Here is a 12022-nt window from a genome sequence, read left to right on the forward strand (position 1 = left end):
CATCCCGTTGCCAGGTACTGGCAACGCAGCCGTTTGAACAGGTCCCGGGCGCTTCGTGAGTGTGCGGATCGCCTGGTCAGGGCCTGAGGCCGGAGTCGTCCCACACATTGACTAAAACAGCATGCAGGACAGTGTGCTTTGGCGAAGTGACACCGCGGAGTACGGACCTTCCGCGTGAAGACTATTATTAGACACCTAGGGTGAAAGCCATGTCTGCACGACTCGATGACCTTGATACCGCGGGACTGAAAAAGGCAGCGCCAACCGTCATTCTGGCCGACTCTTGCGAGGACCGGCTGAGCATGCTCGAAGCGATTCTCGGCTTTCTCGGCTACCGGCCGGTTCGCTTCGATGAGAATGTCGACACCGTTTGTTGTGCGCTGATCATCAACACGCTAGCGGACGAGCAGATGCTGAACCACGCCCTGGCGTGGCGCAAGCGTACCAACGAGTCTCTGCCGCTCATCACCCTGGGTGACCGGCGCGGCGTCAAGGGTGTCATCGACCCCATGGCCGCCTTGCTCTGGCCGCCCGATTCTTCCGAATTCATCATGGTGCTGGAAAAGGCCAGGGCCCTGCAGTCGGTACAAACATCGCTCGCGAATGTGGTGAATACATCCGAGGCGGGTCAGAGCGACAGGCTGGATCGGATTCTGATCGGCCGCAGTCAGGGCATGCAGCGCCTGCGCCGTTTGATCGAACACGTGGCGGCCACCGACGCCACCGTCCTGCTGCAGGGGGAAACCGGGACCGGCAAGGAGGTTGCGGCCGCGGCCTTGCACTATTCCTCCACCCGGCGCGACAAACCCTTCGTCGCCATCAACTGCGGTGCGATTCCGCCGGAACTGTTGGAGAGCGAGCTGTTCGGGCATGAGAAGGGCGCCTTCACCGGAGCCATCACTTCCCGCCAGGGGCGTTTCGAACTGGCGCAGGGCGGTACCCTGTTTCTCGACGAGATCGGCGACATGCCGTTGGCCATGCAGGTCAAACTGTTGCGGGTGCTGCAGGAACGCACCTTCGAACGGGTGGGCAGCAACAAGAGCATTTCCGCCGACGTGCGGGTAATCGCCGCGACTCACCGCAATCTGGATGAAGCCATCCACGAAGGCTCCTTCCGCGAAGACCTTTACTATCGGTTGCAGGTGTTTCCGCTGGAGCTGCCCGCACTGCGTGAACGCAAGGTGGACATCCCGCTGCTGGCGGATCATTTCATCCAGCGCCTGAAGCAAGATGGCCGCAGCGGTGTCATGTTGTCCGCCGGCGTGGTGAAGGCCCTGCAGGAATACGACTGGCCGGGCAATGTGCGCGAACTCGCCAATCTGGTCGAGCGCTTGTCGATTCTGATTCCCGACGGTGTCGCCGAAGTGAGCGATCTGCCCGCCAAGTTTCTGGAGCGGGTCGGCATTCCCGACACGACCGCTGCCTATCTCGAATCGGCGGCGAACCAGGAACCGGTGGTCGGTATCGCCGCGCTCCCGGAGACGAGCTTCGATCTGCGCGAATACCTCTCCCAGCTCGAGGTTTCCTTCATCCGCCAGGCGCTGGAAGAGGCGGGCGGTGTGGTGGCACGTGCGGCGGAGCGGCTCGGCATGCGCCGTACCACGCTGGTCGAGAAGCTGCGTAAGTACGACATCACGCGTTCCGACGAGATGACGGAATGTTGACGCGGTAAAGCCTGATTCAACCTTAACTATATGAAGAGTAACTAAAAAATAAGATTGGTATGCTTTCTGCTTGGATGGTGGGTATGAATCCGAGCAGACAGCAAACCGACGTTTATGCACCCGCGACCGCCCTGATGAAGGCGGGTGTGGCGCAGGAACAGGGGTTGGCTGAGGCCTTTGCCGCCTTCAACCGGCTTTCCGAAGAACTGGCCGTCTCCTACAGGGAATTGGAGCAAAAGGTCGAGCGGCTGTCCGGCGAACTGGCCGCGGCCCGCTCCGAACGCCTGGAAGAGCTGGCGGAAAAAGAGCGTCTCGCCAACCGCCTGAGCCGGCTGCTCGAATCGCTGCCCGGCGCCGTGGTCGTCACGGACGGCGCCGGCGTCATCACAGAGGCCAATCCGGCCGCATTCGAGTTCCTCGGTACCCCGCTGCTCGGCCTCGCATGGTCGGTCGTCGCCCGCCGCTTCGAGCGGGGCGGGCCGCGCGGCGGCGAGGCCACCCTCCCCAACGGGCGCAAGCTCAGTATGTCCACCCGTGCCCTGGGTGCCGAACCCGGCGAGATCCTGCTGTTGCAGGACGTGACCGAGACCAGCGCCCTGCGCGAACAGCTCGACCGCCACCGCCGGCTGGCCACCATGGGCGAGATGGCCGCCGGTCTCGCGCATCAGGTGCGTACCCCACTGTCCTCGGTGTTGCTTTATCTCCCACATCTCGAACGGCGCGACCTCGACGAGGCGCAGCGCGACCGTCTGCTGGGCAAGATCCGCGGACGCGTTCAGCATCTGGAAAGCCTGGTCATGGAGATGCTGCAGTTCGCCCGCGGCCGGTCCATGACGTTGACGCCCGTTCGCGTGCCGGAACTGATCCACGGCTTCGAGGATATGGTCAAGCCGCTGCTTGACGAGGCCGAAGGCCGACTGGAAATCGAATGGTCCGCACCGGGCGCCGCCCTCTGCCTGGCCGCCCAGCGCGAGGCGCTGCTGGGCGCCCTGCTGAACCTGGCCACCAACGCCATCCACGCCGCGGGTAACGGGGCGCGCATCACGCTGAGGATTTCACGTCCCGCCGCCGGCTGGCTGTCGCTGACCCTGGCGGACAACGGGCCGGGCATTCCGGCCAATAAAGTGGAAAGAATCTTCGAACCGTTTTTTACCACCCGTACCCAGGGAACCGGGCTGGGGCTGGCGGTGGTGCGCAACGTGATCGAGGCGCACGGCGGCGAGGTGCGGTTGGATAAGGCGGGTGCGACGGGCGCGAGTTTCACCCTGCGCCTGCCCTTGATTGAGTGTCCGGAAGCAACCTGAAGCATCGGAATGAAGGTGAGGAAATGAGCGACGATCGAAAAGTGCTGGTAGTCGAAGACGACATCGATTTGCGGGAAGCCCTGTGCGACACCCTGGAATTGGCCGGCTTTAACGTGATTTCCGCCGGCGACGGACAGGAGGCGTTGCGTTGCCTGGAGCGGGCGGAGGTGGGCCTGGTGGTCAGCGACGTCCAGATGCAGCCCATGGGCGGGCTCGTCATGCTCAAACGGATCAAGGCGCGTTTCCCCGACCTGCCCGTGGTGCTCATGACCGCCTACGGCACCATCCAAAAGGCCGTGGACGCGATGCGCGAAGGGGCCACCGATTATCTGGTCAAACCGTTCGAGGCTTCGGTGCTGGTGGAAATGGTGACGCGGCTGTTCCCGGCGGATGCCGATGACGGCGAGGTGGTGGCGGAGGATGCCCGTACCCGTGAACTGCTGGCGCTGGCCGGGCGCGTGGCGGCCACCGAGGCCACCGTGATGATCACCGGGCCCTCCGGCAGCGGCAAGGAGGTCTTCGCCCGCATCATTCATCGCCAGTCACGCCGGGCCCAGGGACCCTTCGTGGCGCTCAATTGCGCGGCCATACCCGAATCCATGCTCGAGGCCATTCTGTTCGGTTACGAGAAGGGCGCCTTCACCGGCGCCCACGAGGCGCGGCCGGGCAAGTTCGAACAGGCCAACGGCGGCACGCTGCTGCTGGACGAGATCACCGAAATGGACATGAACCTGCAGTCCAAGCTGCTGCGCGTGCTGCAGGAGCGCGAGGTCGAGCGCCTGGGCGGCCAGCGCATGATTCCCCTCGATGTGCGCGTGCTGGCCACCTCCAACCGCGACCTGCAGGAAGCGGTGGCGGAGGGGCGCTTTCGCGAGGACCTGTTTTATCGTCTGAACGTCTTCCCGCTGCATCTGCCGGCGCTGGCCGAACGTCCCGCCGACGTCTTGCCGCTGGCGCGGTTGCTGCTCAAGCGTCACGCGGGGCGGCAGGTGATGTTGGAGGCCGCCGCCGAACAGCGGCTGCTGGCGTACGACTGGCCGGGCAATGTGCGCGAACTCGACAACGTGATGCAGCGGGCGCTGATTTTGAGCAACGGCGAACGGGTCGAGGTGGGCGACATTTGCCTGCAGTCGGTTTCACGCCGCGATGCGCCGCCGGCCGAGGACGCCGAACCGGTGGCGGGGCGGGTGCTGGAAACCGACCTCAAGCGCCGCGAAAGCCGGTTGATTCTCGACACCCTGCACGCCGCCAACGGCAACCGCAAGGAGGTCGCCGAACGTCTCGGGATCAGCCCGCGCACCCTGCGCTACAAGCTCGCCAAGATGCGCGAGGCGGGCCTGGCGGTACCGACCTGAGGTTGGCATTGAATTTGCCTGATACCTTGCGAGCGTCAATCCTCCGTCGCGCGAACACCGGGACGGCGGACATCGATGGGAGATTCGCGCCACAGCGGCAGGATGTTGCCGCCGCCCGGTGGCGGATCGCCGGCGGGTCGCGGAAAACGGAAGTGAAATAACGGGATCACGAACCGATGAGTCAAGTCGAGATCAATCAGTTGCTGGCCCAGATGCGGTCCATGGCCGCGGCCGCCGACAATGCGCAGCCGGCGACGGCTGCGCCGGGCGCCGACAAACCGGATTTCGGCAAGCTGCTTTCCGAGTCGATCGACAAGGTCAACGAGGCGCAGCAGCATGCGGGCAATCTGGCCACCTCGTTTACCCAGGGAGACCCCAATGTCGAACTCGGGCAGGTGATGGTCGCCCTGCAAAAGGCGAGCCTTTCCTTCGAGGCGATGACCGAGGTGCGCAACAAACTGGTTTCCGCGTACCAGGAAATCATGAACATGCAGGTTTAAGGAACCGGCCGGGCTCATATGGCATTGCTCAACCTCGAAACACTGCGCACCCAGTTCGGCAACTTCGCCGGGCTTTCCGCATTCAGACAACTCGGTCTCATGGTCGGTCTGGCGGCCAGCGTGGCCCTGGGCGTGGCCATCGTGCTGTGGTCGCAGCAACCGACCTACGGTCTGCTCTACGGCGGGCTGTCGGACAAGGATTCCGCGCAGGTCATGAACGCCCTGCAGGCGGCGGGCATCGAGTACAAGGTCGATCCCCACAACGGCAACATTATGGTGCCGGCCGACAAGGTGTACATGGCCCGCATCAAACTGTCCACCGAAGGCCTGCCCAAGGGCACGGCCTCTGGCCTGGATATGCTGAACAAGAATGCCGGCCCCTTCGGGACCAGCCAGTTCATGGAGACGGTGCGCTATCACCGTGCCATCGAACAGGAACTGGAGCGCACCATCGCGAGCCTGGATAGCGTTCAGGACGACAAGGTGCATCTGGCCCTGCCCAAGCAGTCGGTGTTCATTCAGGATTCCCCCAAGCCTTCGGCCTCGGTGCTGGTGAATCTGTATGCCGGGCGCAAACTCAATGCGGCGCAGGTCGCCGGCATCGTGCACCTGGTGGCCTCGAGCGTGCCGGGCCTGCAGACCGACAAGGTCACCGTGGTGGATCAGCAGGGCAACCTGCTCACCGGCAACCAGGGCGGTGGAGACGCCATGGCCGGTTCCGCCATGAGCAGCGCCCAGTATGCGCTCACCCGCCGCCTGGACGAGAGTTACGCCAAGCGCATCACGCATATCCTCTCGCCGCTGGTCGGCGCCTCGGGGGTACGCGCCCAGGTTACCACCGATCTCGATTATTCCCTGATCAACACCACCAGCGAGAAATACGATCCGAACAGCAGCGTGGTGCGCAGCGAACAGACCTCCGACGACAGCCGCTGGGACGGCAGCAAAAACGGCGGCGTGCCCGGTTCGCTGACCAACCAGCCGCCCGCGGCCGGCAAGCCCGCCAAGCAGTCGGCCAGCGGCAGCCAGAATACGGCGACCGGCCAGAACGCCACCAGCACGCAGAACAACGGCAAGATGCTCGAGTCGCGCAAGCAGGCGACGCGCAATTACGAGATCGACAAGACCATTCAGCATATCAAGCAGGCGCCCGGCATCATCAAGCGCCTTTCGGTCGCCGTGGTGGTGGATTACAAGTCCACCGTCGGCAAGGACGGCAAGACCCAGCAGGTTCCGCTCTCGTCCCAGGAGATGGCCAATATCACCAACCTGGTCAAGGAGGCGGTCGGCTTCGACGCGACACGAGGCGACAAGGTCAACGTCATCAATGCGCCGTTCATGGTCGACGCCCGCCCGCAGACTGCCGCCGCTCCCGCCGGCCCGTCGTTCTGGGCCCAGCCCTGGTTCTGGGATATTTCCAAGCAGGTGTTGGGTGGCCTGGCGGTACTGTTCCTGATGTTCGGCGTGCTGCGGCCGGTGCTGCGCAGCCTTTCTACTGCAAGCACGGCGGGCGCGGGGCAGGGGGCTCCCGCCCTTACCCAGGGTGGTGTGGCGCCAGCGGTGCTGGGTGTGGATACGGTGTCCCTCTCCGGCCAGCCTCAGCCCGCCCTGACGGACGGGTCGGGTTACGATCAGCAGCTGACGGCGGCGCGCACCCTGGCGGAATCCGACCCCAAACGCGTCGCGCAAGTCGTGAAGACCTGGTTGGCCAAGGATGAGTGAGGCGCTGGCTATGAACGGCGCCGAGCGCGCCGCAATCCTGCTCATGAGCCTGGGCGAACAGGACGCCGCCATGGTGCTCAAGCACATGGGCCCGCGCGAGGTGCAGAAGATCGGTTCCGCCATGGCGTCCTTGAGCCAGGTGACGCGCGCCACGGTCCATGACGTATTGACCCTGTTCAACGAGTCGGCGGGCGACCAGACCGCGCTGGGCATCGGCAACGACGACTACCTGCGCAGCGTGCTGGTGCAGGCGCTGGGCGAGGACAAGGCCAGCGGCATCATCGACCGTATCCTGGCTGGCCAGAACACCAGCGGCCTCGACCAGCTCAAGTGGCTGGATGCGCGGGCGATCACCGAGATCATCCGGCTCGAACATCCGCAGATCATCGCCATCGTCCTCAGTCACCTGGACGCCGACCAGTCGGCCGAGGTGCTCATGCACCTGCCGGAGAACGTCCGTTCCGACATCGTCCTGCGTATCGCGACCCTGGAGACGGTGCAGCCGAATGCCCTGCGCGAACTCGACGAGGTGCTGGAACGTCAATTCTCCGGCAACACCAGCGTCAAGTCGTCGACCGTGGGCGGACTCAAGAGCGCGGCCAACATCCTCAACTATCTCGAATCCAGTGCGGAGACCTCCATCCTGGAAAAGGTCTCCGAATCGGACCCCTCCGTCGCCGAGGAGATAGAGGAACTGATGTTCGTGTTCGACAACCTGGTCGAAATCGACGATCGCGGCATTCAGACCCTGTTGCGCGAGGTCTCGACGGAAACCCTGGTGGTGGCGCTCAAGGGGGCGGAGGAAGCGCTGCGCGAGAAGATCTTCAAGAACATGTCCAAGCGCGCGGCGGAGATGCTGCGCGACGACCTCGAGGCCAAGGGCCCGGTGCGCCTGAGCGACGTGGAGGCTGCGCAAAAGGAGATTCTGGCGGTGGCCAGGCGCATGGCCGACGCCGGCGAGATCAGTCTCGGCGGCAAGGGCGGCGACGAGTATGTCTAAGGTCATACAGGCGCAGGACGATACGGTCGTTTCCCTTTGGCAGGTGCCGACGGTGGCCGCCGGGGGTACGAGCGCCGAGGAACAGGCGTCGCTGCAACCGCCCACCGCCGAACATCTTGAACAGATTCAGTCGGATGCCTATGAAGAAGGCTATCAGGCAGGCCGCGAGGCCGGGTTGCAGGCCGGGGAACAGGAAATCCACGCCCGGATCGATCAGCTCGATCAGTTGCTGCACAGTCTGGCCCGGCCGCTGGAAACCGCCGACGAGCAGGTTGAGCAGGAACTCGTCACACTGGCCGTGACCGTCGCCCGGCAACTGGTGCGGCGCGAACTGCAGACCTCGCCCGACGAAATCGTCGCGGTGGTGCGCGAGGCGCTGGGTGTGCTGCCGTCGCATTCGAACGATATCCGGGTGGTCATGCATCCCGACGACGCCCAGCTGGTGCGCGAAGTATTGTCGGATACGGCGCAGGAGCGGGCCTGGCGGATCGTGGAGGACCCGGCCCTCACCCGCGGCGGGTGCCGGATCGACACCGACGTCAGCCGGGTGGACGCCACGCTGGAGCACCGCCTGAACCAGGTCATCGCCTCGGTATGGGGGGATGCGCGCACGGGAGGCGGGGGATGAAGGTCCCCGCGCTGCGTCCGCAGCACTGGCTGGAGACCCTGGACAAGGCCGGCGCCCGCGCCCGCCTGGCGGGCGGCGTGGTTGCTGAAGGGCGCCTGACCCGCATCGTCGGGCTGACCCTGGAAGCGGTCGGCCTGCAGGTGCCGCTCGGCGGACGCTGCGAGATCGTTTCCGATCGCGGTGCGCGGATCGAGGCCGAGGTCGTGGGGTTTTCCGGCGGAAACACCTTTTTGATGCCGGTCGATCATGTCCACGGCCTGACGCCGGATGCCCGGGTCGTACCGTTGGGCACGGATCACTCCGTTGCGGTCGGCCATGAAATGCGGGGCCGGGTGGTGGACGGCGTAGGGCGGCCGCTGGTCTGCTCAGCGTGGGTCGGGGACAACGCATGGGCCTGTTCGCCGGCAGCGGCGTGGGAAAGAGCGTATTGCTCGGCATGATGACCCGCTACACCAGCGCCGACATAACGGTGGTCGGTTTGATCGGTGAGCGCGGCCGCGAGGTGAACGAGTTCGTGCGCAACAGCCTCGGCTCCGAGGGGCTTCAGCGTTCCGTGGTGGTGGCCTCGCCGGCGGACGATCCGCCATTGGCGCGTCTGCACGGCGCCTGGTACGCCACCGCGATCGCGGAATATTTTCGCGACCGGGGGCTCAAGGTGCTGCTGTTGATCGATTCGTTGACGCGCTTCGCACAGGCGCAACGCGAGATCGCGCTGGCCATCGGTGAGCCGCCGGTCACCAAGGGTTATACCCCCTCGGTGTTCGCCAAGCTGCCGCAACTGGTCGAACGGGCGGGCAACGGCAGCCGCGCCGACGGCGGTTCGATCACGGCCTTCTACACCGTGCTGACCGAGGGCGACGATCACAACGATCCGATCGCCGATTCGGCGCGCGCGATTCTCGACGGTCATGTGGTGTTGTCGCGCCAGATCGCCGACGGCGGCCGTTATCCCGCCATCGATATCGAATCCTCCGTCAGCCGCATCATGCACGACGTGGTCGACCGCGAGCACCTGTTGCTGGCACGACGTTTCAAGCAGGTCTATTCCACCTATGCACGGCATCGCGATCTGATCAGCGTCGGCGCCTATCAGCGTGGCAACGATCCGCAGGTCGACGAAGCCATGGATATCTACCCGCGGCTGGAAGACTTCCTGCGCCAGGACATGCACGAGGCGGTCGATTACGCGAACAGCGTCCAGCAGGTTTGCGAATTGTTCGCCCCGGCGAAAGCGGACGAGTCCGGCCTGCAGGCGGGGGATGTCCCTTCGGCTGACGCCCCGCAGCGGCCGTTGGCGGATTACACTACAACGCAGACGCTGGCGTGACGCGCGCCAAACGTCTCGAGCCGGTCAAGGAGATTGCGGCACGCGAGGAGCGTGCCGCCGCCCGGCAATTGAACGAGTTGCAGCGCCGCGTCAACGAGGCGCGGGAACGCCTGGTCGAGTTGCAGGCCTGGGACGGCGAGTATGCCGAGGACCGTGCACAAGGCAGTTTCAATCTGGCCGAGCTGCAGGGGCTGCGGGAGTTCATGTTGCGTCTCGGAGACGCCATCGAACAACAGCGCATGGTGGTGCTCGAGGCGGAAGCCGCGCTGGCGCTCGGGCGCGAGGCATGGCTGGCCACCCACACCCGGCATACGGCGCTGACCCAGGTCATCGAGCAATATCGACGCGATGCCGAGCGTCAGGAACAGCGCCGCGAGCAACAGCAGTCGGACGAATTCGCTGCGCGTCATCACGCCGGGAACAAGGGAGAGTAACCGGGCAGCGGCACGCCCTTTGCATTAGTCCACTCGGACATCAACAACACGTACGAGTGGCAATCTTGGCAACCCCCGTTTCATCTTCGCAGTTTGCATCCGCGCCCGATGCCGGCGGTAAACCGTCCGTCCAGGCGACGTCACACGACACGTCACCGCAGGCGTCGGCAAAACCCGCACATAGGCCGTCCGGCAAGGATTTCGGCAAGACATTCCATCAGGCGGCAAACGGTCGGGCAAACGAAAAGGACGGGCAGGATACGGCGGCCACGCCCCGGGATTCCGATCCGGCATCGCGGCAAACCGCAAAAGACGATACCTCGAACAACGGCAAGAACTTGCCGTCCGCGAATCCGATTCTGCCGCTCGCTTTGCCGGTCACTCCTCATCCTGCGCCTGGCTCGGCACAAACCGGCTCAACCGCGAAGCCGCAGGCTGACGATATTCATAAGGGCGCGGCGACTGCCGCCGGTGGACCGTCCATGCCGACGCTCACGGATGAAGGCGGGGCGGACCGGTTGTTGGAAGCCGCCGGCACGCCGGCATCGGGCGAGGCCGCCAAGGCGGGCGGTTCGACGTCTGCCGGCCATACTCTGCCGCAGCCGTTCGCCCCGACTTTGTCCGCGGTACAAACGGCCGCGGTGTCCAACGGGCAGGCCGCGACGCCCATGCCCGTGCCGACCGCCGCGTCACAGGCCACTGTTAGCGTGCCGGTGGGGCATCCGGCATTTTCCCAGGCCGTGGGCGAACAGATCAGCTGGATGACCGGACAGGGCCAGCACGCCGTGCAAATGCATCTCAACCCGCCGCAGCTCGGGCCGCTGTCCGTGCACGTCCACGTCAACGGGGACCAAACCCAGGTCCTGTTCCAGACGCACCATCCCTCGGTGCGTAGCGCGTTGGAGGCGACCGCTTCGCATCTGCGTGACCTGCTGGGTCAGGGCGGTCAGCAGACGGTCAGCGTCAGTGTGGATCTCAACCAGCAGGGGACAGGCGGCCAGCAGGCGTTTCAGCAGGGTGGTGCGCAGTCGCAGCCGGGCCCCTGGTCGTCCACGCCGTCCTGGTCGGCCGGCACCGGCGCCGAGGGCGGCGGGGCGGAGCCGGATGTCGGGGCCGGCTGGCGGATCTACCGGCGCGGACTGTTCGATACCTACGTCTGAACAGCCGCACGGCATTCGAGGTAAACCTTTGCCGCTTCGGGCCGATACCTTCCACGAACGTTAGAACGATTAGCACTGCGCAGGGAGCAGCAGCGCCCGGTTTGCCCATAACCATAACGATTAATACGTCCGGGCATTTATACCCGAAACGTTTTCAGGAGTTGAGCATGAAAATTCTGCCTCGCACGATCAAGGCAAAACTGTTGGGAGTCATCGTTTTTGCAAGCGTCCTGGTGGTTACCGCATTGGTGGTCTCAGTGACCGGCCAGCGTGCCGCCATGAGCAATTATCAGCAGGGGATCATGCAAAGCGCGAAGCGTCCATCGCCAAGTTCGACAAAGCTTATCAGCAGGCGATGGCACTGGCGCCTAAGGGATCGGAGATTCGCGACCAGCTCGGCGAGATCGGTACGCTGTGGATGCGCAACAAGGCACAGCGCCTGCAGGCCTTGGAGATGGCGCAGCACGGCCAGTACGAGCAGGCCCAGCAGGTGCTGATGCACGACGCGCATCCCGACTGGCGCCGCATTCGCATCAATCTGCAAAAGGTCGAAGCCACGCTTTCCAAACAGATGCGGGCGGACGATACCGTGCTGCATGCGAAATTCGAGAACACCATCTTCTGGAGCGCGGTGCTCAATATCCTGGCGCTGGTGCTGGGCGGCGGCCTGGTGGCCTTTATGGTGTGGATGGTGGTGAGCCGTCTGAACGGTGTCACGCTGATCATGGAGGACATCGCCGCCGGCGAGGGTGATCTCACCCAGCGCATGCCGCTCAAGGGCAGTCGCGACGAGCTTGATCAACTCGGCAACGCCTTCAACCGTTTTGTGGAACGTATTCAGGGACTGGTGGGCCAGGTGGCGGGTTCGACGGCGCAGCTGGCGGCCGCGGCCGAGGAGCTGTCCGCCACCAGCGAGGACACCAACCGT

The 12022-nt window shown here is 64.6% G+C and carries 10 protein-coding genes and 1 pseudogene; all 11 read left to right on the forward strand.

Going from position 1 to position 12022, the window contains the following annotated elements:
* The first annotated feature begins 209 nt into the window (after positions 1-209).
* On the forward strand, positions 210-1664 hold the full coding sequence (locus P8Y64_00865; GenBank protein ID MEJ2059028.1) for a sigma-54 dependent transcriptional regulator: 1455 nt from the start codon (positions 210-212) through the stop codon (positions 1662-1664).
* An 83-nt stretch (positions 1665-1747) separates the two neighbouring features.
* Positions 1748-2968 (forward strand): ATP-binding protein, encoded by a 1221-nt coding sequence (locus tag P8Y64_00870; GenBank protein ID MEJ2059029.1) that lies wholly within the window; start codon positions 1748-1750, stop codon positions 2966-2968.
* Between the two features lie 23 nt (positions 2969-2991).
* Positions 2992-4323, forward strand: coding sequence for a sigma-54 dependent transcriptional regulator (locus tag P8Y64_00875; GenBank protein MEJ2059030.1), 1332 nt, complete (start codon positions 2992-2994; stop codon positions 4321-4323).
* Between the two features lie 176 nt (positions 4324-4499).
* Positions 4500-4823: a flagellar hook-basal body complex protein FliE gene (gene fliE, locus P8Y64_00880; GenBank protein ID MEJ2059031.1), complete on the forward strand. Its 324-nt coding sequence runs from the start codon at positions 4500-4502 to the stop codon at positions 4821-4823.
* An 18-nt stretch (positions 4824-4841) separates the two neighbouring features.
* Complete coding sequence (gene fliF / locus P8Y64_00885; protein MEJ2059032.1) at positions 4842-6545, forward strand: flagellar basal-body MS-ring/collar protein FliF; 1704 nt, start codon at positions 4842-4844, stop codon at positions 6543-6545.
* Positions 6538-7545 carry a flagellar motor switch protein FliG gene (gene fliG / locus P8Y64_00890; protein MEJ2059033.1) on the forward strand — a complete coding sequence of 336 codons (1008 nt, stop codon included), beginning with the start codon at positions 6538-6540 and terminating at the stop codon, positions 7543-7545. Before fliF ends, fliG begins: the two co-directional genes overlap by 8 nt.
* Positions 7538-8173, forward strand: a complete 636-nt coding sequence (locus P8Y64_00895; protein ID MEJ2059034.1) for a flagellar assembly protein FliH — start codon at positions 7538-7540, stop codon at positions 8171-8173. Before fliG ends, P8Y64_00895 begins: the two co-directional genes overlap by 8 nt.
* A pseudogene (locus P8Y64_00900) lies at positions 8170-9500 on the forward strand (FliI/YscN family ATPase). Before P8Y64_00895 ends, P8Y64_00900 begins: the two are co-directional and overlap by 4 nt.
* Positions 9497-9934 (forward strand): flagellar export protein FliJ, encoded by a 438-nt coding sequence (gene fliJ, locus P8Y64_00905; protein ID MEJ2059035.1) that lies wholly within the window; start codon positions 9497-9499, stop codon positions 9932-9934. The pseudogene P8Y64_00900 and the gene fliJ overlap by 4 nt, the downstream one beginning before the upstream one ends.
* 482 nt (positions 9935-10416) lie before the next feature.
* On the forward strand, positions 10417-11094 hold the full coding sequence (locus tag P8Y64_00910; protein MEJ2059036.1) for a flagellar hook-length control protein FliK: 678 nt from the start codon (positions 10417-10419) through the stop codon (positions 11092-11094).
* Between the two features lie 355 nt (positions 11095-11449).
* Positions 11450-12022 (forward strand): HAMP domain-containing protein (locus P8Y64_00915; GenBank protein MEJ2059037.1); only part of this gene is annotated, 573 nt, incomplete at its 3' end.

The sequence above is a fragment of the Gammaproteobacteria bacterium genome, assembly GCA_037388465.1.
Lineage (GTDB): Bacteria > Pseudomonadota > Gammaproteobacteria > SpSt-1174 > SpSt-1174 > JARRKE01.

Bases quoted from the DNA above. Each gene is read 5' to 3' on its own strand.
- P8Y64_00865 (MEJ2059028.1), top strand. From the start codon at position 210: ATGTCTGCACGACTCGATGACCTTGATACCGCGGGACTGAAAAAGGCA.
- P8Y64_00870 (MEJ2059029.1), top strand. From the start codon at position 1,748: ATGAATCCGAGCAGACAGCAAACCGACGTTTATGCACCCGCGACCGCC.
- P8Y64_00875 (MEJ2059030.1), top strand. From the start codon at position 2,992: ATGAGCGACGATCGAAAAGTGCTGGTAGTCGAAGACGACATCGATTTG.
- fliE (MEJ2059031.1), top strand. From the start codon at position 4,500: ATGAGTCAAGTCGAGATCAATCAGTTGCTGGCCCAGATGCGGTCCATG.
- fliF (MEJ2059032.1), top strand. From the start codon at position 4,842: ATGGCATTGCTCAACCTCGAAACACTGCGCACCCAGTTCGGCAACTTC.
- fliG (MEJ2059033.1), top strand. From the start codon at position 6,538: ATGAGTGAGGCGCTGGCTATGAACGGCGCCGAGCGCGCCGCAATCCTG.
- P8Y64_00895 (MEJ2059034.1), top strand. From the start codon at position 7,538: ATGTCTAAGGTCATACAGGCGCAGGACGATACGGTCGTTTCCCTTTGG.
- P8Y64_00910 (MEJ2059036.1), top strand. From the start codon at position 10,417: ATGCCGACGCTCACGGATGAAGGCGGGGCGGACCGGTTGTTGGAAGCC.